Annotated in this window: 20 protein-coding genes, 1 tRNA gene and 3 pseudogenes; 17 read left to right on the top strand and 7 right to left on the bottom strand. The window is 59.8% G+C overall.

All coding sequences use genetic code 11. From position 1 onward, the window contains the following. The 13 genes and pseudogenes from LEPOCDRAFT_RS01360 to LEPOCDRAFT_RS01305 all read left to right on the top strand — a co-directional run. Positions 1–404: His/Gly/Thr/Pro-type tRNA ligase C-terminal domain-containing protein (locus LEPOCDRAFT_RS01360; RefSeq protein WP_009453405.1), on the top strand; the 404-nt coding region annotated here is incomplete at its 5' end. Between the two features lie 76 nt (positions 405–480). Continuing rightward, entirely contained in the window at positions 481–1,170 is a 690-nt protein-coding gene (locus tag LEPOCDRAFT_RS01355; protein ID WP_009453404.1) for a YfgM family protein, read from the top strand. Beyond that, a complete protein-coding gene (locus LEPOCDRAFT_RS03035; RefSeq protein ID WP_009453403.1) occupies positions 1,167–1,832 on the top strand; it encodes an outer membrane protein assembly factor BamB family protein in 666 nt (221 codons plus the stop codon). Before LEPOCDRAFT_RS01355 ends, LEPOCDRAFT_RS03035 begins: the two co-directional genes overlap by 4 nt. Further along, positions 1,744–2,328 (top strand): outer membrane protein assembly factor BamB family protein, encoded by a 585-nt coding sequence (locus LEPOCDRAFT_RS03030; protein WP_275934602.1) that lies wholly within the window; start codon positions 1,744–1,746, stop codon positions 2,326–2,328. Before LEPOCDRAFT_RS03035 ends, LEPOCDRAFT_RS03030 begins: the two co-directional genes overlap by 89 nt. Positions 2,329–2,348: 20 nt before the next feature. After that, entirely contained in the window at positions 2,349–3,698 is a 1,350-nt protein-coding gene (gene der, locus LEPOCDRAFT_RS01345) for a ribosome biogenesis GTPase Der (RefSeq protein ID WP_009453401.1), read from the top strand. 85 nt (positions 3,699–3,783) lie between these two features. Beyond that, the gene (hfq, locus tag LEPOCDRAFT_RS01340) at positions 3,784–4,035 is read left to right on the top strand and encodes an RNA chaperone Hfq (RefSeq protein WP_009453400.1); all 252 of its coding nucleotides are present in this window, start codon (positions 3,784–3,786) and stop codon (positions 4,033–4,035) included. A 67-nt stretch (positions 4,036–4,102) separates the two neighbouring features. Beyond that, positions 4,103–5,278 (top strand): GTPase HflX, encoded by a 1,176-nt coding sequence (gene hflX / locus LEPOCDRAFT_RS01335; RefSeq protein WP_172632724.1) that lies wholly within the window; start codon positions 4,103–4,105, stop codon positions 5,276–5,278. Beyond that, a pseudogene (hflK, locus tag LEPOCDRAFT_RS01330) lies at positions 5,275–6,572 on the top strand (FtsH protease activity modulator HflK). Before hflX ends, hflK begins: the two are co-directional and overlap by 4 nt. 14 nt (positions 6,573–6,586) lie before the next feature. Then, a pseudogene (gene hflC, locus LEPOCDRAFT_RS01325) lies at positions 6,587–7,485 on the top strand (protease modulator HflC). A gap of 10 nt (positions 7,486–7,495) precedes the next feature. Next, entirely contained in the window at positions 7,496–7,684 is a 189-nt protein-coding gene (locus tag LEPOCDRAFT_RS01320) for a DUF2065 domain-containing protein (protein WP_009453394.1), read from the top strand. A 63-nt stretch (positions 7,685–7,747) separates the two neighbouring features. Next, positions 7,748–8,926, top strand: a complete 1,179-nt coding sequence (locus tag LEPOCDRAFT_RS01315) for an ATP phosphoribosyltransferase regulatory subunit (protein WP_009453393.1) — start codon at positions 7,748–7,750, stop codon at positions 8,924–8,926. A gap of 44 nt (positions 8,927–8,970) precedes the next feature. Next, complete coding sequence (locus tag LEPOCDRAFT_RS01310; RefSeq protein ID WP_009453392.1) at positions 8,971–10,329, top strand: adenylosuccinate synthase; 1,359 nt, start codon at positions 8,971–8,973, stop codon at positions 10,327–10,329. 10 nt (positions 10,330–10,339) lie between these two features. Next, positions 10,340–10,861 (top strand): phosphoribosyltransferase, encoded by a 522-nt coding sequence (locus tag LEPOCDRAFT_RS01305; protein ID WP_009453391.1) that lies wholly within the window; start codon positions 10,340–10,342, stop codon positions 10,859–10,861. 100 nt (positions 10,862–10,961) lie between these two features. Here LEPOCDRAFT_RS01305 and LEPOCDRAFT_RS01300 read toward each other — a convergent pair. Next, positions 10,962–11,046, bottom strand: a tRNA-Leu gene (locus tag LEPOCDRAFT_RS01300). A gap of 100 nt (positions 11,047–11,146) precedes the next feature. Here LEPOCDRAFT_RS01300 and rnr point away from each other — a divergent pair. Then, complete coding sequence (gene rnr / locus LEPOCDRAFT_RS01295; RefSeq protein WP_043909690.1) at positions 11,147–13,321, top strand: ribonuclease R; 2,175 nt, start codon at positions 11,147–11,149, stop codon at positions 13,319–13,321. On the opposite strand, the gene LEPOCDRAFT_RS01290 is transcribed toward rnr, so the two are convergent. The 6 genes and pseudogenes from LEPOCDRAFT_RS01290 to rpsB form a co-directional block, all read right to left on the bottom strand. After that, positions 13,248–14,165 (bottom strand): ADP-dependent NAD(P)H-hydrate dehydratase, encoded by a 918-nt coding sequence (locus LEPOCDRAFT_RS01290; RefSeq protein WP_009453389.1) that lies wholly within the window; start codon positions 14,163–14,165, stop codon positions 13,248–13,250. The genes rnr and LEPOCDRAFT_RS01290 overlap by 74 nt on opposite strands. Positions 14,166–14,221: 56 nt before the next feature. Continuing rightward, positions 14,222–14,953, bottom strand: a complete 732-nt coding sequence (uppS, locus tag LEPOCDRAFT_RS01285; protein ID WP_009453388.1) for a polyprenyl diphosphate synthase — start codon at positions 14,951–14,953, stop codon at positions 14,222–14,224. 37 nt (positions 14,954–14,990) lie between these two features. Beyond that, positions 14,991–15,551, bottom strand: a complete 561-nt coding sequence (gene frr, locus LEPOCDRAFT_RS01280) for a ribosome recycling factor (protein WP_009453387.1) — start codon at positions 15,549–15,551, stop codon at positions 14,991–14,993. 30 nt (positions 15,552–15,581) lie between these two features. After that, positions 15,582–16,292 (bottom strand): UMP kinase, encoded by a 711-nt coding sequence (gene pyrH / locus LEPOCDRAFT_RS01275; protein ID WP_009453386.1) that lies wholly within the window; start codon positions 16,290–16,292, stop codon positions 15,582–15,584. 53 nt (positions 16,293–16,345) lie between these two features. Continuing rightward, complete coding sequence (tsf, locus tag LEPOCDRAFT_RS01270; RefSeq protein WP_009453385.1) at positions 16,346–17,242, bottom strand: translation elongation factor Ts; 897 nt, start codon at positions 17,240–17,242, stop codon at positions 16,346–16,348. Positions 17,243–17,334: 92 nt separating this feature from the next. After that, a pseudogene (gene rpsB, locus LEPOCDRAFT_RS01265) lies at positions 17,335–18,083 on the bottom strand (30S ribosomal protein S2). Positions 18,084–18,342: 259 nt separating this feature from the next. On the opposite strand from rpsB, the gene LEPOCDRAFT_RS01260 reads away from it, so the two are divergent. From LEPOCDRAFT_RS01260 to LEPOCDRAFT_RS01250, 3 genes are all read left to right on the top strand, one after another. Next, positions 18,343–19,638, top strand: a complete 1,296-nt coding sequence (locus tag LEPOCDRAFT_RS01260) for an FAD-dependent oxidoreductase (RefSeq protein WP_043909684.1) — start codon at positions 18,343–18,345, stop codon at positions 19,636–19,638. Beyond that, complete coding sequence (locus tag LEPOCDRAFT_RS01255; protein WP_009453380.1) at positions 19,626–20,090, top strand: putative toxin-antitoxin system toxin component, PIN family; 465 nt, start codon at positions 19,626–19,628, stop codon at positions 20,088–20,090. Before LEPOCDRAFT_RS01260 ends, LEPOCDRAFT_RS01255 begins: the two co-directional genes overlap by 13 nt. A 32-nt stretch (positions 20,091–20,122) precedes the next feature. Next, the coding region (locus LEPOCDRAFT_RS01250) for an NAD(P)H-hydrate epimerase (protein WP_043909697.1) at positions 20,123–20,991 on the top strand (869 nt) is incomplete at its 3' end.

The following is a 20,991-nucleotide window of genomic DNA, read 5'->3' as shown; positions in this document are numbered from 1 at the left end:
ACAAGCCGTCCCCGGCGGTGGGTTGGGGCTTGGGTGTCGAGCGTGTGCTCGCGTTGCTGGAAGAGGGTGGCGTGACGCCACCGGCGCAGGTACCTGACGCTTACGCGGTGGTGCCGGATGCGCAGACCTTGCCGCAAGTCACGGTGGTGATCGAACAGCTGCGCGCTGCGGGCGTCAAAGTGATGCAGCACGCCGGTGGCAAAGACGGCCAAGGCAGCATGAAGTCGCAGTTCAAGAAAGCCGATGCCAGCGGCGCACGTTTTGCCTTGGTGTTCGGTGGCGATGAACTTGCGCAAGGCATGGTGGCGCTCAAGCCGCTGCGCGCTGGTGGGGGCGAGCAGTGCTTGAAGCCTCTGGCGGATGCGGCGGCTTGGGGGCAGGACTTGGTGGGTGGTGCCGCCTGAGAGGGCTGGGGCCGCATAATCGCGAATTTTCCGCTGACCGAGGATGGTCGCGGGCTAGCACGGGCACGACTTGCGCATGAGCAATTTAGATCTTGAAGAGCAGGAACAGCTCGAACAACTGAAGCACTTCTGGCAGCGCTGGGGCAACTTGATCAGCTGGTCCTTGGTGGCTGTGCTGCTGGTATGGTCCGGCTGGAACGGCTGGCAGTGGTGGCAACGTGACCAAGCTGCCAAGGCAGCGGGCATGTTTGACGCCTTGGAGCAAGGCATGTCGGCGGGCGATGTGGCGCGTGTCAATCAAGTGTTTGCTGATTTGAAGAGTCGTTATCCGGGGACGGCTTATACCGGTCAGGCCGGTTTGATGGCAGCGCGTTTGCAGTGGGATCGCGGTCAAAAAGATGCGGCCCGTGCCAGCTTGATGTGGGTCATCGACGAAGCCTCTGAGCCTGAATACCGCACCTTGTCCGCCTTGCGATTGGCGGCCATCTTGGCCGAAGACAAGAAGTTCGATGAAGCGCTCAAGCTCTTGGCTGGCGAGCCATCCAAGGCCATGGCGGCTTTGGTGGACGATCGACGTGGCGATGTTTTGCAATTGCAAGGCAAGGTGGATGAGGCTGTGAAGGCGTACACCTCGGCTTGGCAAGCCATGCCCGATACCCTCGATTACCGCCGGGCTGTAGAAGCGAAGTTGATCGCCTTGGGCAAGGCAGACGCGATGGTGCCTGCTGCCGTTCCTGCCGCAGCAGCCTCGGGAGCGTCTCGATGAATCGTCGCGCCAACGCCAAGGCTGTGTTGACCCGTGCGGCAGCCTTGCTGGGCTGGGTCGGCTGGGTGGCATGCGCTGGTGTTGGGTTGGTGGCTTGCGGTTCGACGCCACCCCCTGAGCCGACGGCTCTGGAGCCTTTTACGCCACGCATGACTGGCCAACAGATGTGGTCCAGTTCCTTGGGCCCCTTGGTGCCCGGTCAGACTGTGGCGGTGGTGGGTGAGCGATTTGTACTGGCGACCTTGGCCGGGGATCTGGTCACGCTTGATGCCACCACAGGTTTGCAGCGCGAGCGGGTGCGCGTGGGTGCGCCGATCGCTGCCGGGGTGGGGAGTGATGGCGTGTACAGCGCGGTGGTGACACGCGATAACGAATTGGTGGTGATTGCGGCGGGTGCCATTCGTTGGAAGGCCCGGCTCAACATGCGTGTGGTCACGCCGCCCTTGGTGGCGGGTGAGCGGGTGTTCGTGCAAGGGGTGCAGCGCACCGTCGAAGCCTTCGATGCTCAAGACGGGCGCAAGCTTGGTCTTCCAGCGTCCAGCCACCGATGCCTTGGCCTTGGCCCAAACCGGTGTGTTGACGGCCTACCAAAATACCCTGTTAGTGGGCATGGGGCCGCGCTTGGTGGCCCTAGATCCCTTGCTGGGGTCGGTGCGTGCTGAGCATGTGATTGCTACGCCACGCGGCACCAATGAGGTCGAGCGACTGGCTGATTTGGTCGGCCCAGCGGGACGTTCGGGGGATGTGGTGTGCGTTCGTGCGTTTCAATCCAGCGTGGGTTGTGTGGACATGGCACGTTCAAATCTGCTGTGGTCGCGGGCCCATGCTGGCTTCCAAGGGCTGGCGGCCGACAGTGACTTTGTGTTTGGGGCCACCACCACCGATCGACTGACCGCTTGGCGGCAACCCACCGGTGATGTGGTCTGGAGCACCGAGCGCTTCCGTTATCGGGGGTTGAGCGCACCGTTGCTGTTTGATCGCACGGTGGTCTTGGGTGATGCCCAAGGATGGATTCATTTTCTCTCTCGGGACAAGGGCGAAACGTTGTTTCGCTGGTTCACCGATGCGAGTGGTGTGATGGCGCCGCCTGTGCGGGCGGCCAAGAATGTGCTGGTGTTGACCCGTGCGGGCAACGCCTATGGCCTGCGGGTCGAATGACCGATTGAATTGACGCTCTGATGAAACCTGTGATCGCTTTGGTGGGGCGCCCCAATGTGGGCAAATCCACGCTTTTCAACCGACTCACGGGCAGTCGTGATGCGATCGTGGCGGATTATCCCGGCCTGACGCGGGATCGTCACTATGGGGACGGCAAGTTGGCCGGCCACGCCTTCATCGTCATCGATACGGGTGGTTTCGAGCCCGATTGCACCGAAGGCATCTTCAAGGAGATGGCACGCCAAACGCGTCAAGCGGTGGCGGAAGCCGATGCGGTGGTGTTTGTGGTGGACCTGCGGGCTGGTTTGTCCGCGCAAGACCATGACATCGCCAAGTACTTGCGTAGCGCCAACAAGCGCGTTGTTCTCGCGGCCAACAAGGCCGAAGGCATGATCAACGCGCCGCAATTGGCGGAGTTTTATGAGCTAGGGATTGGTCAGCCGGTGGCGATTTCCTCGGCTCACGGCCAAGGTATCCGCAGCTTGGTGGAATTGGCGCTGGAAGGGGTGGAGCTTCCCGACGATGACGATGAAGCCAGTGGTCCGATCGGTGGCGCAGCGCGGCCGATTCGATTGGCCGTGGCGGGGCGGCCCAATGCCGGCAAGTCCACGCTGATCAACGCATGGTTGGGTGAAGAGCGCTTGGTGGCTTTTGACCTGCCAGGGACCACCCGTGACACGATCCATGTGCCTTTTGAACGTAACGGCCAGCATTTTGAGCTGATCGATACCGCCGGTTTGCGTCGCAAGGGCAAGGTCTTTGAAGCGATCGAGAAGTTTTCGGTCGTCAAAACCCTGCAAGCGATTGCCGACGCTAACGTGGTGCTGTTGGTGGTCGATGCCACCGAAGGGGTGTCCGATCAAGACGCGCACATCGCGGGCTACATCTTGGAGGCGGGTCGTGCCGTGGTGGTGGCGATCAACAAATGGGATGCCATCGACCGCTATCAGCGCGAACGGCTCGATCGTTCCATCGAGCTGCGTCTGCCGTTCTTGAAGTTCGCACCGATCCTCCAGATCTCGGCCACACGTCGCCAGGGCTTGGGGCCTTTGTGGCAAGCGATCACGGGCGCATGGGCGGCGGCGATGGCCAAGATGCCCACCCCGGTGCTGACGCGCCTGCTCCAAGAGGCGGTGCAGTTCCAGCAACCCAAGCGGGTAGGCTCAACCCGGCCCAAGCTGCGCTACGCCCACCAAGGCGGGCAGAATCCGCCGTTGGTGGTGATCCACGGTAATGCGGTGGATCAAGTCACGGATGTCTACAAGCGGTACTTGGAGAGCCGGATCCGGGCGCATTTCAGCTTGGCGGGTACGCCGCTGCGCATCGAGTTCCGCGCCTCGCATAACCCCTTCGACACCAAAGAATCCTGAAGACCCCTCGGGGGCGGTGGCGCGTGTGTTAACGTGCGCGCTCATTTCGTCCAACGTAACAACTCCACCCAGACGGAGCACCATCGTGAGCAATAACAAAGGGCAACTTCTACAAGACCCGTTTCTGAACCTGCTTCGCAAGGAGCATGTGCCGGTGTCGATCTACCTTGTGAATGGCATCAAGTTGCAAGGGCATATCGAATCCTTCGATCAGTACGTGGTTCTGTTGCGCAATACCGTGACCCAGATGGTTTACAAACACGCGATCTCGACGGTCGTCCCCGGTCGTCCGGTGGTCAATTTCCACGTCGGTGATCAGCCTGCGGACTTGCTTTGAGCCAGTCCGCTGACGGCCTTTTTGGGTTGACGCACGCTTGACTGCACCGGTTGTTTCTGCCGCTGACCTGCCACGGGCTTTGCTCGTGGGCGTTGACTTTGGTGGTAAGGCTTTCTTCGACCCTTCCTTGGACGAGTTGGCTTTGCTGGCCGAGTCCGCCGGTGATTTGCCGGTGGCGAAGTTAACCGCCAAGCGGCGCAGCGTTGATGCTGCTCTTTTTGTCGGCTCAGGCAAGGCCGACGAAATCAAAGCTTTGGTGCAACTGCACGCGGCGCAATGTGTGATCTTCGATCAACCCCTTGGGCCGGCACAGCAGCGCAATCTGGAAAAACACCTCGGTGTTGAGGTGCTCGACCGGACCATGTTGATCCTTGAGATCTTCGCGGCCCGGGCGCGCAGCCACGAGGGCAAGTTACAAGTTGAGCTGGCCAAGTTGCAGTATCTTTCAACCCGTCTTGTGCGGCGTTGGAGTCATTTGGAACGCCAGCGTGGCGGTGTCGGTTTGCGGGGTGGTCCGGGGGAAACCCAGATTGAGCTCGACCGGCGCATGATTGCCGAGCGCATCAAAGCCGTCAAAGAGCGTTTGGTCAAGGTGAAACGCCAGCGTGGCACCCAGCGCAAGGCGCGTGAACGCAGCGGCGTGTTGCGGGTTTCGTTGGTGGGCTACACCAACGCCGGCAAGAGCACCTTGTTCAATGCCTTGGTGAAGGCGCACGTTTACGCCGCCGATCAGCTTTTTGCCACGCTCGATACCACCACACGGCAGCTCTATCTTGAGGAGGCCCGGGCTCGGGTGTCGCTCTCCGACACCGTGGGCTTTATCCGCGATCTGCCCCATGCCTTGGTCAATGCCTTCCAAGCTACCTTGCAAGAGGCCATGGAAGCCGATGTTTTGCTCCATGTGGTCGATGCCGCCAGCCCGACATGGTTTGAGCAAGTCCGCGAAGTTCAGCGTGTCTTGGCCGACATTGGTGCGGCCGAGGTCCCACAAATCTTGGTGTTCAACAAACAAGATTTGATGGATGAATCGCTGCAGCCCCGGACGGACGAAGATTTTTTTGAGCTCGAACCGGGTCGCAGTGTTCCCCGACTGTTTGTGAGCGCGATGACGGGCTACGGCTTGCCACGCTTGCGTCAGGCGATTGCCGATTGCCGCGAGGCCGAAGGCGATGGTTTGATAAACGGCGATGCCTTCACAACGCAGCCCTATTCCGAATCAGATGATCAGCCTGTGATCCCATGAAAACCGACATGAGTACAGACTCTTCCCCGCGAAAATTGCCCGCCTTGTCGTTGGTCTGGCAGCGTATCAAGTCCGGTCTCATCTTGAATCAAGGTCGTCCGGACGGACCGCCTGATCTTGATGACCTCTGGCGTGATTTCAACCAAAAGCTCGGTGGGCTTTTTGGGGCCAAGCGTGACAACACCCCTCCCCCGAAGGCGGTGGTAGCGCACCACCGCCCATGGGTTTGAAAAACGCGGGCTGGGGTGGGGCTGTCGTCATCGGCGGGGCTGTGCTGGTTTGGCTCGGTAGTGGCTTTTTCATCGTCCCAGAAGGGTATCAAGCGGTGGTCACCACCTTTGGTGCCTACAACCACACCACGGCAGATGCTGGGATTCATTTCCGCTGGCCGTACCCCTTCCAAGCACATGAGACGGTAGCGGTGACGCAGACCCGTTCGACCGAGGTCGGGCGTAACGCCGTGGTGCAGGCGACGGGCTTGCGCGATTCGTCCATGATCACGCAGGACGAAAACATCGTTGACATTCGTTTTACGGTGCAATGGCGTCTGAAAGATGCCAAGGACTTCATGTTTGAAAACCGCAACGTCGAAGAAGCGGTGATGCAAGCCGCAGAGACGGCGGTGCGTGAAATTGTCGGGCGCAGCAGCATGGACTCGGTGCTCTATGAGCAGCGCGATGCCATTGCGACCGATCTGGTGAAATCGATTCAAAGTCAACTTGATCGACTCAAGGCCGGCATCTTGGTGGCCAATGTGAATGTGCAAAGCGTTCAACCGCCCGAGCAAGTTCAGGCGGCTTTTGACGATGCATTCAAAGCCGGTGCCGACCGAGAGCGACTCAAGAACGAAGGCCAAGCCTACGCCAACGATGTCATCCCGAAGGCGCGTGGTATGGCGGCGCGGTTGCGTGAAGAGTCCGAGGGGTACAAGGCACGCGTGGTCGCTCAAGCCGAAGGCGATGCGCAGCGTTTCCGCAGCGTGCTGCCCGAGTATCAAAAAGCCCCGGCTGTGATGCGCGACCGGCTCTACATCGATGCCATGTCGCAGATTTATTCGAGCGTGACCAAGGTGATGGTGGACTCGCGCGGCGGGGGTAATTTGCTTTATCTGCCGCTGGATAAATTGCTGCAAGCCTCGACGGGCGGCGCGCCGGCGGCGGCGGGTGCCGCCTCTGCACCGGAAGCACTGTCTGCGACAGCGGTGGCTCCCGCCGTGGCGGCGGTGTTGCCACCACCGGCGGCGGATCCCCGCTCACGGGAAGGCACACGCGGTCGTGACCGCGAAGGGCGTTGAGGGGAGATGCACGCATGAATCGTTTAATTTTCGCTGTTGTTTCGCTGTTGCTGGTCTTGGTGTTGGCCATGTCGACGTTGTTCGTCGTCGATCAGCGCAATTTTGCGGTGGTCTATTCGCTGGGTGAAATCCGCGAAGTGATCACCGAGCCGGGGTTGAAGTTCAAATTGCCGCCGCCGTTGCAAAACGTCGTCTTCATTGATCGGCGCACCTACACCCTCGACAGCCCCGAAACCCGTCCGATCTTCACGGCTGAAAAGCAGAGTTTGGTCATCGACTGGCTGGTGAAGTGGCGGGTCAAGGAGGCGCGTCAATTCATTCGCAACACCGGTTTGGATCTGCGTAACGCCGAGGCGCGCCTCTCGCCGATCGTCCAAGCGGCTCTGAACGAAGAGGTCACCAAGCGCAGCGTGCGTGCGGTGCTTTCGACGGATCGCGAAAAGATCATGCAAGGCGTGATGCAGCGCTTGAGCGACGACGCCAAGAACTTTGGCATTGAGATTGTGGATGTGCGTATCAAGCGGGTTGATTTCGCCGCCTCCATCACCGATTCGGTCTATCGCCGTATGGAATCCGAGCGCAAGCGTGTGGCCAATGAGTTGCGTTCTGAAGGCTCTGCCGAAGGCGAAAAATCCGCGCTGATGCCGATCGTCAACGTGAAGTGATTTTGGCTGAGGCTTATCGCGAGGCTCAAAAGGTCAAAGGCGAGGGCGATGCCAAGGCTGCGGTCTTGTACGCTGAGTCCTTTGGCCGTGACCCCCAATTTGCACAGTTCCTGCGCAGCCTCGACGCGTACAAAGCCAGTTTCCGCAGCAAAAGCGACGTGATCGTGGTGGACCCGAGTACCGAGTTCTTCAAAGTCATGCGTAATGGCGGCGGCTCGGGTGGCGCTGCGGCCCCAGCTCGCAAGTGAGCCACTTGGCATGCTCGATGCCCTGTGGTTGGCTGGTGCCTTGGTGCTGATTTTGGAAGGGCTGTTGCCGCTCTTGCGCCCACGCCAATGGCGGCGGGTCTTCGAGCAGGCCTTGCAGCTCTCTGACGGTCAGCTTCGTTTCATTGGGCTGTGTTCTGTGCTCGCGGGCCTGCTGTGGGTGGCGGCGCTGTGGCGCTGACGCTGCGCAGCTGAGGGGCTGTGCCGGCCCGGTACAATCGCACGTTTCATCTACTGCGCTCCTATGTCTTCTGCCTGGCTGTTGCCCGAGCATCTCGCTGATGTCTTGCCCCACGAGGCTCGTCGCCTCGAAGAGCTGCGCCGGACTCTGCTTGATGCCGCCCGATCTTTTGGGCACGAGTTGGTCATGCCGCCCTTGGCCGAGCATCTCGACTCTCTTTTGAGTGGCAGTGGTGAGTCGCTTGATTTGATGACCTTCAAATTGGTCGATCAGTTGAGTGGCCGCACTTTGGGGGTGCGCGCTGATACCACGCCGCAAGTCGCACGCATCGACGCCCATCTGCTCAACCGAGCCGGTGTGACCCGGCTTTGCTATTGCGGCCCGGTGTTGCATGCCTTGCCCGCCGGGGCCTACGCCACCCGCGAGCCCTTGCAGTTCGGTGCTGAAACCTATGGCCACGCTGGGCTGGAAGCCGATCTGGAAATCCAAGATCTGGCCATCGATTGTTTGGGCCGAGCAGGCTTAGCGGGCCTGACCATGGATCTGGGCGATGCGCGCATCGTCACCGCGTTGCTTGATGCGACGGGCGTGGCTGCGCGGGATCGTGCGGCTTGGGTGGCTGCCATGGTGGCCAAGGATCGGCCCGAGTTGCTGCGTTTGATCGCAAACACGGTGGCTGAGGGGACGGATCCGGTGCTGACACAAGCGCTGTTGGCGCTACCTGAGTTGTACGGCGGCCTATCCGTGTTGGATCAAGCACGTCAGCAACTCCCGGCGTTGCCCGCCATTGAAGCAGCTTTGCATGATTTGGCTTGGTTGGCGGGGCATCTTCAGGCCTCGTACACCGATTTGACGATCGGTTTTGATCTGGCGGATCTTTCGGGCTACGCCTACTACACCGGCCCGCGCTTTGCGCTTTATGGGAACGGTAGTCGTGAGGCCCTGCTGCGCGGGGGGCGTTATGACGCAGTGGGCCAAATTTTTGGTCGCAGCCGACCCGCTGTCGGCTTTAGCTTGGATCTCAAATCGGTGGTGGCCCACATCAGTTTGGATGGTCGTCGCGCGGCGATCCGAGCTCCTTGGAACGAAGAGGCTGCCTTGCGGGCCGCGATTCGGCATTTGCGCGTTCAAGGTGAAACGGTGACGTGCGTGCTTCCTGGGCACGAGCATGAAGCAGATGAGTTTGACTGCGACCGCGAGCTGGTCGAGGTCAATGGACAGTGGGTGGTCTGCGCACGCTGAGCGCTGGCGGACCACCTGAAAACACTTCGAGCGGAATATTCCAGATGTCTCAGACAGATACACGCAGTGAGGCGGCGGCTGCCGCACGCGGTCGCAATGTGGTTGTCGTCGGCACCCAATGGGGTGACGAAGGCAAGGGCAAAGTGGTGGATTGGTTGACCGATCATGCCGAAGGTGTGGTGCGCTTCCAAGGTGGCCACAACGCCGGTCACACCTTGGTGATCAATGGCAAGAAAACTGCGCTGCAGATCATTCCTTCCGGGATCATGCGTCCCGGCGTGGCCTGCTACATCGGCAATGGTGTGGTGGTGGATCCCACCCATTTGCTGCTTGAAATCGGGCGCTTGGAAGCGGCTGGGCTGGAAGTGCGTTCGCGCTTGTTCATCAGCGAGTCGTGTCCCTTGATTCTGCCTTTCCATGTGGAAGTGGACAAAGCGCGTGAAGCCCTGCGTGAGAACTCTGGCGTCGGCAAGATCGGCACCACCGGCAAGGGGATTGGCCCGGCCTATGAGGACAAGGTCGCACGCCGTGCGCTGCGCGTTCAAGATCTGAAGCACCCGGCGCGTTTCGAGAAGAAACTGCGCGAATTGCTGGATCTGCATAACTTTGCGTTGTCAGGCTATTTGAAGAGCACGGCGCTTGAATTTCAGCCGATTTTTGATCTGGCCATGCAACAGGCCGAGCAGCTCAAGCCCATGATGGCTGACGTTGGCGTACGCATTGATGCGGCCAACCGTGCTGGCGGCTCGATCCTGTTCGAAGGAGCCCAAGGCACGTTGCTGGACATCGACCACGGCACCTATCCATTCGTTACTTCCAGCAACTGCGTGGCGGGCAATGCGGCGGCTGGCTCCGGCGTCGGCCCGGGCATGCTGCATTACATCTTGGGCATCACCAAGGCCTACACCACGCGCGTGGGCTCCGGGCCGTTCCCGACCGAGTTGCCGATGGATGAGGCCGGTACCGTGGGGCATCACCTCTCGACGGTCGGTCAGGAGCGCGGCACCGTGACGGGGCGTGCACGTCGCTGCGGCTGGCTGGATGCTGCGGCGATGAAGCGCTCCATCCTGATCAACGGTATTTCGGGCCTGTGCCTGACCAAGCTCGATGTGCTTGATGGTCTGTCTGAGATCAAAATGTGCGTCGGCTACGACTTGCACGGCGAACGCATCGACATCTTGCCGCTTGATGCCGATGAGATTGTCAATTGCGCGCCAGTCTACGAAACCTTCCCGGGCTGGACGGAAACCACCTTCGGCGTGACCGAGTGGGACAAGCTGCCTTTGAACGCGCGCCGCTATCTGGAGCGGGTGCAGGCGTTCATCGGCGCACCGATTGACATGGTTTCGACCGGTCCGGATCGCGATCACACGATCTTGTTGCGTCACCCCTACAAGGCTTGAGGGAGTGATCATGCTGACCGATGACGGTAAACATCTCTACGTTTCTTGGGACGATTACCACCAGATGATTGAGCGCTTGGCGCGCCAAGTGCATGAGTCTGGCTGGGCGTTTGATCAGATCCTTTGCTTGGCCCGAGGTGGCCTGCGACCGGGGGATGTGATCTCGCGCGTCTTTGACAAGCCTTTGGCCATCATGGCCACAAGTTCGTATCGCGCTGAAGCCGGCACGATCCAAGGGCGCTTGGATATGGCGACTTACATCACCATGCCCAAGGGTGAGTTGGCTGGACGGGTGCTTTTGGTGGACGACTTGGCCGATTCGGGTGTGACGCTGCAAGCGGTGGTGGATCGGCTGCGCAGCATGCCCGCCATCCATGAGTTGCGCTCGGCCGTGTTGTGGGTCAAAGGCATCTCGACCTACGAGCCGGACTACTTTGTCGAAAAGTTGCCGACCAATCCTTGGATTCATCAGCCTTTTGAAGACTATGATCGACTGCGTCCGGCGGATTTGGCCGCTCGTCGGTCGGTCTGAATCGATGTGGAAGTGGGCCTCCCTTCGGGGAGGTTTGTCGGGTTTTGTGCAGCTAGCCATGAAAAAGCACGGTCAACTTGCGCTGACCGTGCTTTGTATCTGGTGCCCAGGAGAGGACTCGAACCTCCACGGAGTTACCCGCTAGTACCTGAAACTAGTGCGTCTACCAATTCCGCCACCTGGGCTTTGCTTTGAAACGTTCTTTTAACTTCGTCTCAAGCTGAGAATTGAATTCTATATTGGGATCGATCTGAAATGCAATACCCTAGTCAAAAATTTTCGTTGATGAGCGAAATCGAGGGCACCGTTCAGGGGCATCGTGATGGTCATGGCTTTCTGATCACTGGGATGGATGAGCCTGACATTTATCTTTCCCCCCAAGAAATGCGCGCGGTGCTCCATCGTGATCGTGTTCGGGTGCGCGTGATTCGCCAAGATCGCAAAGGTCGGCCAGAGGGGCGGATCTTGGAGATCATCGAGAGGCGCAAAACACCCATCATTGGCCGCTTGTTGCATGAGGGCGGGCAGTGGATCGTCGCCCCCGAAGATCGACGTTTTGGCCAAGATATCCTCATACCGCGCCACAACGTGGCCGATGCCCAAGTGGGGCAGGTGGTGGCGGTCGAGTTGACCGAAGTGGCCTCTTTGCATACCCAACCGGTGGGGCGGATTGCGGAGGTGCTGGGTGATATCGATGATCCCGGCATGGAGATCGAGATTGCCGTGCGTAAATTTGAGGTTCCGCACCGCTTTTCACCCGAAACATTGGCGCAGGCCGGCAAGTTGCCCTCACGGCTGCGGGCGGTGGATCGCCAGCAACGTATCGATCTGACCGATGTGCCGCTGGTTACGATTGATGGTGAAGATGCGCGTGACTTTGACGACGCGGTCTATTGCGAACCCTGTCGGGTCGATCGGGGCAAAGGTTGGCGTTTGTTGGTGGCGATTGCGGACGTGAGTCACTACGTCAAACCAGGACAGCCGCTGGATAACGATGCCTTCGAGCGCTCTACCTCGGTCTATTTCCCGCGCCGAGTCATCCCGATGTTGCCGGAGAAGCTCTCCAACGGGCTGTGTTCCCTCAATCCGGATGAGGATCGACTCAGCATGGTCTGTGACATGCTGGTCACAGCGCAGGGGGACGTGCAGGCCTATCAGTTTTACCCGGCGGTGATTTGCTCGCATGCTCGGTTGACCTACACCACGGTGGCCGCTTTGTTGGCCAACACCCGGGGGCCAGAAGCGCAGATGCATGCCGATCTTGTGCCGCAATTGATCCATCTGCACGAGGTTTATCGGGCGCTGCTTAAGGCGCGCGGCGTGCGGGGCGCTGTCGATTTTGAGACCACTGAAACCCAAATCGTTTGCGATGACAACGGCCGGATCGAGAAGATCGTGCCCCGTGTCCGGACCGAAGCGCATCGTTTGATCGAAGAAGCCATGCTTGCGGCCAACGTCTGTGCAGCCGACTTCATCGAGCGGGCCAAGCATCCGGCCCTGTTCCGTGTCCACGAAGGGCCAACTCCCGAGAAGCGCCAGACCTTGATCAACTACCTGCGCAGCGTGGGGGTGACGGCTGAGTTGAGCGAAGACCCGAAGCCAGCTGAATTGCAAGCCATTGCACTGCAAACCCGCGATCGGCCCGATGCTGTGCAGATCCACACCATGCTGCTGCGCTCCATGCAGCAGGCGATCTACACGCCGCACAACAGCGGGCACTTTGGTCTCGCTTATGCGGCGTATACCCACTTCACCAGTCCGATTCGGCGTTATCCGGACTTGCTGGTGCATCGAGTGATCAAGGCGCTGTTGCAAGCCAAACGCTACAAGTTAGAGATTCCTTTACCGCAAGTCGGTGCAACTGCGACGGCAACCCCTGCTGAGGCTTGGGATGTGGCTGGTGCGCATTGCAGTGCCAACGAGCGACGCGCGGACGAAGCTTCGCGTGATGTGGAAGCTTGGCTCAAGTGCAAGTTCATGCGCGATCGCTTGGGCGAGGTCTATGCCGGGACGGTGAGTGCGGTCACGAGTTTTGGCTTGTTTGTGCAGCTCGACGCGCTGTTTGTCGAGGGCCTGATCCACATCACCGAGTTGGGCGGCGAATACTTCCGCTTGGATGACGCTCGCCAAGAGCTGCGGGGTGAGCGTACGGGGGTTCGCTACGGTATTGGGGCGCGTGTCCGCGTCCAAGTGAGTCGGGTGGATCTGGATGGTCGCCGGATTGATTTCCGCCTCATGACCGAGAGCCAGAGTGTCGGAGCCGCGTCATCTGCGCCCAGTGGTGGATTCGGTCGTGAGCGTTTGGCGGGGTCAGAAGCTACCTTGGCGTCCATCAAAGAGGCGGATCGGGCACTGCGTCAGGTGGCGAGAGACAAGAAAAAGAAACCTACGGTCCGACATGCTCGCGACGAAGGGGCTGGGCGGGAAAAGGCTCGTCCAGGTCGAAAGGGGGCAAGATGAGTTGACGCGCCAACGTTTCGGCGCGTAGCACTTCGCCTCGGGGACTGAGTCGCTCGGCGCTCAGTCCGTGCCAGTGCACAGCGGTGTGCGCCGCTTGTCGGGCCGAATCAACGTGTGCAGCCTGCGGTTCGAGGTGCGCCAGTTGGCTCCAGAGGCCGCCCATGAAGCCCGCAAGCACATCCCCACTGCCTGGGGTGGCGAGTGACACGTTACCCACGGGATGCAGCATGGCCAAGTGGCCGGGAGTGGTGACGATGCTGCCGGAGCCCTTGAGGACCACGACGCAGTTCAATGCATGGGCAAGGTGTGTGGCTGCCTCAATACGATTGGCCTGAACCTCATGAGCTTCCCAGTGTCCCAGTAGACGTGCGGCTTCCAGCGGATGAGGTGTCAGGATGGTCGCCATATCGTGCTGATGGCGTTCTTTGAGGGCGTGACGCAGGCTGTCGTCACGTGCCACGGCGTTGAGGGCATCCGCATCCAAGATCAGTCTGGGCGCTGTTTCCAGCAGGACCGGAAGCACTTGCTGGATATCTTCACCGCCGCCGCAGCCCGCCACCACGGTGGCATGGTGGAGCAGACGCGGATTCTTGAGCAAGTGTTCAAGCGGCCGAGTCATAAGTTCCTTCACTGCCGTTTCAGCCAATGAGGTGAGATGGACCCGGCCTGCGCCACCTTGCAGGGCGGCCAAACCGGGCAAGGCATTGAGCCGCGCCCACTCCCAACCCGCCGCGCCGATCATGAGCAGGCTCAGCAACGCAAACGGGGCTTGCGCATCCATCCAGAGCGCCGGAATCAGCAGGGCAAGCAAGACGATGGCCGTGAGAATGCGCTGTTTGAGCATGCTGAAAAAGCGTCAAAGCGCTTTAGAAGGAAGGAAGAAACAGATCAACCCGCCCATCACGGGGCTTTGACCTGGCCGAAACGGCGATCACGGCGCCCATAGGCGACCAGTGCATCGTCAAGCGCTTTGGCGTCGAAATCCGGCCAAAGGCAGTCGGAGAACACCAACTCAGCGTAAGCGATCTGCCAGAGCAGAAAATTGGAAACCCGCACTTCACCCCCCGTGCGGATAAAAAGATCAGGGTCCGGCGCGTAAGCCTGTGACATGAAGCCGGACAACATCGCCTCATCCAAGGCCTCGGGCTGAATGCCCGCCGCAAGAGCTTGGCGACACGCCTGCACCACGTCCCAACGCCCGCCGTAGTTGAAGGCCACCGAAACAGTGATGCGGGTGTTGTGCGCCGTGCGCGCCTCGGCGTCATCCCAAGCGGCCAAGATGCGCTCCGGCACACCCTTGCGGTCCCCAATGATGCGGATACGCACGCCGTCGTTGACCATCTTGAGCAGGTACTTCGACACCGCCACGACGATCAGGCTCATCAAACCAGAAACTTCATCCTCGGGGCGCTTCCAGTTCTCTGACGAAAACGCGAAGACGGTGAGGAACTCAATACCGCGCTCAGCGCAGGCATCGATGACCTTCACCAACGTATCGACACCAAACTTGTGGCCCACCACCCGAGGCATCAAGCGCCGCTTGGCCCAACGGCCGTTGCCATCCATCACGATGGCCACGTGACGCGGAACCGGCACAGCACCCGCCAGTGAAGAAGAAGTCTTGGTTGCCACAGCCAAAGCTCGAGGAAGACGCGTCGAGGCCTGAGCCTTAAACGGCCATGATCTCGGCTTCTTTGGTTTGGATCAACTTATCCAATTCAGTGATGGTGCGATCAGTCAGCTTTTGGACTTCATCGATCGAGCGACGTTCTTCGTCCTCGGTGATGAGCTTGTCTTTGAGCAGCTTTTTGGCGTGATCGTTGGCGTCACGGCGCACATTACGCACCGCCACTTTGGCGTCTTCGCCGGCGTGACGCACCACCTTGGTCAGATCGCGACGACGCTCTTCAGTCAGAGCAGGCATCGGCACACGGATCAAATCACCCATAGCGGATGGATTCAAGCCGAGGTCGGACTCGCGAATGGCCTTCTCGATCGGTTTGGCCATGGTTTTTTCCCACGGCTGCACGCTGATGGTGCGCGCATCCACCAAGGTCACATTGGCCACTTGGCTGATCGGCAACAGCGAGCCGTAGTAATCGACCTGCACCTGATCCAAGATGCCCGGGTGAGCCCGACCGGTCCGGATTTTCTGCAACTCACCCTTGAAGGCTTCGATGGACTTGGCCATCTTGGCTTCAGCGTTTTTCTTGATCTCTGCAATGCTCATGAAAGACTCCAGCAACGGCTCAAAACAAGCTCAAACATGCACCAAAGTGCCTTCATCTTCGCCTTCAACCACGCGCCGCAGGGCTCCCGGCTTGAAGATCGAGAACACCCGGATCGGCAAATTCTGATCTCGACAAACGGCGAAAGCAGCCGCGTCAAGGACGCGCAAATTGCGCTGAATGGCTTCATCAAAGGTCAGCGAGGGATAACGGGTCGCCGAAGGATCTGTCTTGGGATCAGCGGTGTAGACCCCATCGACCTTGGTGGCCTTCAACACAATCTGAGCCCCAATTTCTGCACCCCGCAAAGCCGCAGCCGTATCGGTGGTGAAGAAGGGGTTGCCTGTGCCCGCAGCAAAGACCACAACCTTGCCTTCTTCGAGGTACTGCAACGCCTTGGGCCGCACATACGACTCCACCACTTGCTCAATCGCAATGGCGGACATCACACGAGCCACCAAACCTTCTTGGCGCATCGTGTCAGCCAAGGCCAGCGCGTTCATCACCGTGGCCAACATGCCCATGTAATCGGCGGTGGCGCGATCCATACCGACCGCGCCGCCAGCCACCCCTCGAAAAATGTTGCCGCCGCCAATCACCACCGCGACCTCGCACCCCATGCGGGTGACCTCTTGAATCTCACGCACGATGCGCACAATGGTGGCGCGATTGATGCCATAAGCATCGTCCCCCATGAGTGCCTCACCAGAGAGTTTCAAGAGAATGCGTTTGTAGGCCGACATGGAAAAGGTCCTTAGAGAAGACGGGGCAGCAAGTTTAAGGGGTTAAACGCAGATCACTGACCCTTGGCAGCAGCCACTTGGGCCGCCACTTCGGCGGCGAAGTCGTCTTGCTTCTTCTCGATACCTTCGCCAACGATGAACATCGTGAACGAAGTGACTGTGGTGCCCACGCTCTTCAGATATTGACCCACGGTTTGCTTGCCGTCAGCCGCCTTCACGAAGACCTGATCCAACAGCGAAACTTCCTTCAGGTACTTCTGCACCGAGCCTTCGACCATCTTGGCGACGATTTCAGCCGGCTTGCCGGACTCGGCGGCCTTCTCGGCAGCCACGCGGCGTTCTTTCTCGATCAGGTCAGCTGGCACATTGGCCGACGACACCGACACGGGCTTCATCGCAGCGATGTGCATGGCAGCATCCTTGGCGGCAGTGGCATCACCGGTGTATTCCACCATCACACCAATACGCACACCGTGCAGGTAATGCGCCAGCGAGCCGCCATCGGCGTAACGCTTGAAACGGCGGATCGTCATGTTCTCGCCGATCTTGCCGATCAAACCCTTGCGCACATCTTCCACGGTCGGACCGAAGTCAGCCAGAGACAGAGGCAGAGCAGACAAGGCAGCCACGTCTGCCGGATTTTGCTCAGCAGCCAACTTGGCGCAGGCTTGCACAAAAGCGACGAAGTGATCGTTCTTCGACACAAAGTCGGTTTCGCAATTCACTTCCACCAGTGCGCCGATCGAGCCGGACACAGCGGCCGCGATCACGCCTTCAGCGGTCACGCGGGTCGCGGCCTTGCTGGCCTTGCTGCCGAGCTTGACACGCAAAATTTCTTCAGCGCGGACCATATCGCCTTCAGCTTCGGTCAGTGCCCTCTTGCACTCCATCATCGGCGCATCGGTCTTAGCGCGCAGTTCAGCCACCATGCTTGCGGTGATCGCAGCCATGTTTTCTCTCCTAGTGAACTTGGAAAATCTTGGAAAAAAGGGGCTTTTCAGCCCCCGAAGTCATGCACCCTGAGGATGCCCTTGCGAAACGGTTAGGCCGCTTCGTTGACTTCCACGAATTCGTCCGACGAGGTCGTCGAAACAGCTTCCACCACTTCGGCCACCGCATTGGCACGGCCTTCGAGGACGGCGTCAGCAAAAGCGCGGGCGTACAGAGCCACAGCCTTGGCCGAGTCGTCGTTACCCGGGATCACGTAGTTGATGCCTTCCGGGCTGTGGTTGGTATCGACCACGCCGATGATGGGAATGCCCAGCTTTTGAGCTTCAGCAATCGCAATCTTGTGGAAGCCCACGTCGATCACGAACAGCGCATCCGGCAAACCACCCATGTCTTGGATACCGCCGATGTCTTTTCCAGCTTGGCAAGCTCGCGCTGGAACAACAAGCCTTCTTTCTTGCTCATCGACTCCAAGCCAGCTTCAGTCCGAGCTTGCATGTCCTTGAGCTTCTTCAGCGAACCCTTGACGGTCTTGAAGTTGGTCAGCATGCCGCCGAGCCAACGCTGATCGACGTAGGGCATGCCGGCGCGCGAAGCTTCTTCAGCCACCACTTCGCGTGCTTGACGCTTGGTGCCAACGAACAAGATGGTGCCGCGACGCGCTGCCAGTTGACGAGCAAACTTGGTAGCCTCTTCGAAAAGCGGAACCGTCTTTTCGAGATTGATGATGTGAATTTTGTTGCGATGGCCGAAGATATACGGGGCCATCTTGGGGTTCCAGAAGCGAGTTTGGTGTCCGAAGTGGACGCCGGCTTCCAGCATTTCGCGCATCGAGTAGGGCATATTTGCTCCAAAGGTTGGGTCTAGAATCCGGCACGAATCGCGTCAAGCGACACCTTTAGGTGACCGGGTTCGGGCTTATTGATCTGTTCCCTGCTTTACTTGCTTGCTTCCACCTTAGCCAACACCGGACTAGCGTGGAAACTTGCTAGAGGGTGCATGGGTTGGCACTTGGTGGCGTTTCGCCGCTTTTAAGGCGGGTTCACACGGCTTTTCGTTCAGGGCCCGGATAAACCCGCAGATTGTACATGGGTTCTGCAGGATGCATATTGCCATCATGGGTGCCGGCATCACCGGCATCACCACCGCTTACGAACTGGCCATCGACGGCCACCGGGTCACTGTCTTTGATCGCAACGACATGGTGGCTTCAGAGGGCAGCTTCGCCAATGCCGGCTTGGTTTCCCCTGGGTGCGTCTCCCCTGCCGCCGCGCCCGGCTTACGGCGTTGGCTGTTGCGTGGCTTGTTTACCCATGAGTCAGCTTTGCGCTGGCGGCCCAATCTCAATCGCAGCCAATGGAGCTGGCTGAGGCAGTGGTGGCAAGCCTGCGAGGCCCCCCAAGCCGCAGACGTACGCGCCATGGTGGAGCTAGCCCGACTCAGCCGCGAACGCTTGGCAGGCATCACTGAACGATACCGACTTGACTACGAACGCAGCGACGGCGTGTTGTTGCTGCTACGCAGTGGGCGTGAATTTGCAGCCACTCATCGGCATATGACGATGCTGACGGAGCTTGGCGTTGATGCGCAAGAACTCACGCCCGAACGCTGCCGCGAGATCGAACCCAGTTTGCGCGAGAAGGTTCGGTTGGCGGGTGGTCTTCTCTTGGCGGATGACGGTGTGGGCAACTGCCGTCAATTCGCCCAAATGCTGCGTGACATTGCCGCCGAAAAATACGGCGTTCTTTTCCGCTTCGGCACGGAGGTCCGTGCTTTGGATTGCACACAAGGTCGCCCCTTGGTGCATTTTGAGCAACGGGCCTTGCGCTCACCCGGGACTCAAGAACGTCCGCCCGAGTTGCGTATTGAGCCCTACGACGCTGTCGTGATCTGCGGTGGCGCAAGCGCCAAACCGGTGCTGCGCAGTGCCGGCCTAGATCTGCCCATCCTCCCGGTGTACGGCTACTCCGTCACCTTGCGCCTGCGCGCCGATGGCCATGCCCCACGATCGGCGATCGTTGATGCGCGGACAGGCATCGCCATCACCCGTATGGGGGATCGTGTCCGTGTGACCGGAGGATTTGAAATCTTCCAAGATCGCCAACCGCTGCAACAAAGTGGTGCGCTCATGCCGCTCTACAAAGCACTGCACCGCTGGTATCCCTACGCGGCCGATATGTCTCAACCCCAAATATGGAAGGGCGCTCGCCCCATGTTGCCGCACGGCCCACCGGTGGTCGGCCCCGCGCCATCCAGCGGAGTGTGGCTCAACGTCGGCCACGGCGCCCACGGCTGGTCGCTTGCTTGCGGTAGCGCTCGCCTGCTGGCTGATCAGATCGCAGGACGCGAGCCGAGCCTCAATCCCCAGCCATTCAGCGTGCGCCCATGGCTGAGATGAGCCGTGAATTGATTCTGGACACCAACGTTGCTTTGGCTTGGTTGCTGTTCGACGATCCAGAAATGCGCCCGATTCATCACGAGTTGCAAGCCCAGCGCTGGCATTGGTCTGCAACACCCACCATGCGCGAGGAATTCATGCACGTTTTGGGCTATCCAACGCTGAGCAAACACTTTGATGCAACACGCAACGCCGAAACCCTGATCACCGCTTGGGATCGCTGGGTGCGTCTCCTACCTTCTACCCCGGAAGACCCACCCCATCCACGCTTACGCTGCACCGACCCCGATGACCAGTGCTTCATTGATCTGGCCATCACGCGTCAAGCCACGCTCATCACGCGCGACAAGGCCTTGCTGGCCTTGGCCCGACGAGCCCACCGAGATCATCACACTCAAGTCATGCCCCCGGCTGCTTGGCCCAAAACATGCGCCGACGCGCTCGCATCATGAATCGTCATCATCCTCTTGGGCTTTGCCGGGTCTTGGGGCCACACAGTCAACGCACGACCCACTGGCCGCTCTACAACACAGCCGGTAATCGGGCCCTCGAATCGCTGGGGAGCGCCTCTTGGTCAGAAGAACCCTCCTTGATGCAACGCGCTGGCGTAGCCGTGGCTCGACTGGCACGCGCAGTCGCACCGCATGCTCAGCAGGTGTGGGTCCTTGCTGGACCCGGCAACAACGGCGGCGATGGCTTTGAAGCGGCGCGACAACTTCGACTGCATGCCGGACTGAACGTACACGTCAGTTGGCTGGGCACAGAAGATCCTCTCCCCCCCGATGCCCGAGCGGCCTTGCACCGTGCCCAAGCAAGTGGCGTCTCCATCGACAACCGCTGCACGCCCCCCAACGGTTTTTCGCAACGAGATCTAAGCATCGACGCTTTGTTGGGTCGCGGTCTGAATCGAACGCCTGACAGCATCCTCGCTCATGGCATCACCGCTTTGAATGCAGCACCAGCACCGATCTTGGCCGTGGACCTTCCCTCCGGCTTGAGGGCAGACTCCGGCACGCTCACCGAATCGGGTCTGGGTATTCAGGCCCACTGGACACTGGCCCTTTTAGGATTGGCTCCGGGCTTATTCACCGCTCATGGACGTGATTTGTGCGGCGAAATATGGTGGGACAGCTTGGGCATGGACGTCGAACAAATTGCACCCACTGCTTGGCTGGCCAGCACGGCTCAATTGCGTCAGCGCTGGCCCGTGCGACGCCATGCTCAACATAAAGGTAGTTTTGGCGATGTCTGGGTGGTGGGGGGCGCCGCCGGCATGTCGGGCGCAGCACGCTTGGCTGGTTTGGCCGCCCTGCAAGGTGGCGCAGGCCGGGTCCATCTCACCTCATTGGCTGA

The sequence above is a fragment of the Leptothrix ochracea L12 genome, assembly GCF_000262525.1.
This window is presented reverse-complemented; position numbering and strand designations above follow the sequence as displayed.

Bases quoted from the DNA above. Each gene is read 5' to 3' on its own strand.
- LEPOCDRAFT_RS01355 (WP_009453404.1), top strand. From the start codon at position 481: ATGAGCAATTTAGATCTTGAAGAGCAGGAACAGCTCGAACAACTGAAG.
- LEPOCDRAFT_RS03035 (WP_009453403.1), top strand. From the start codon at position 1,167: ATGAATCGTCGCGCCAACGCCAAGGCTGTGTTGACCCGTGCGGCAGCC.
- der (WP_009453401.1), top strand. From the start codon at position 2,349: ATGAAACCTGTGATCGCTTTGGTGGGGCGCCCCAATGTGGGCAAATCC.
- LEPOCDRAFT_RS01320 (WP_009453394.1), top strand. From the start codon at position 7,496: ATGCTCGATGCCCTGTGGTTGGCTGGTGCCTTGGTGCTGATTTTGGAA.
- LEPOCDRAFT_RS01315 (WP_009453393.1), top strand. From the start codon at position 7,748: ATGTCTTCTGCCTGGCTGTTGCCCGAGCATCTCGCTGATGTCTTGCCC.
- LEPOCDRAFT_RS01310 (WP_009453392.1), top strand. From the start codon at position 8,971: ATGTCTCAGACAGATACACGCAGTGAGGCGGCGGCTGCCGCACGCGGT.
- LEPOCDRAFT_RS01305 (WP_009453391.1), top strand. From the start codon at position 10,340: ATGCTGACCGATGACGGTAAACATCTCTACGTTTCTTGGGACGATTAC.
- rnr (WP_043909690.1), top strand. From the start codon at position 11,147: ATGAGCGAAATCGAGGGCACCGTTCAGGGGCATCGTGATGGTCATGGC.
- LEPOCDRAFT_RS01290 (WP_009453389.1), bottom strand. From the start codon at position 14,165: ATGCTCAAACAGCGCATTCTCACGGCCATCGTCTTGCTTGCCCTGCTG.
- frr (WP_009453387.1), bottom strand. From the start codon at position 15,551: ATGAGCATTGCAGAGATCAAGAAAAACGCTGAAGCCAAGATGGCCAAG.
- pyrH (WP_009453386.1), bottom strand. From the start codon at position 16,292: ATGTCGGCCTACAAACGCATTCTCTTGAAACTCTCTGGTGAGGCACTC.
- tsf (WP_009453385.1), bottom strand. From the start codon at position 17,242: ATGGCTGCGATCACCGCAAGCATGGTGGCTGAACTGCGCGCTAAGACC.
- LEPOCDRAFT_RS01260 (WP_043909684.1), top strand. From the start codon at position 18,343: ATGCATATTGCCATCATGGGTGCCGGCATCACCGGCATCACCACCGCT.
- LEPOCDRAFT_RS01255 (WP_009453380.1), top strand. From the start codon at position 19,626: ATGGCTGAGATGAGCCGTGAATTGATTCTGGACACCAACGTTGCTTTG.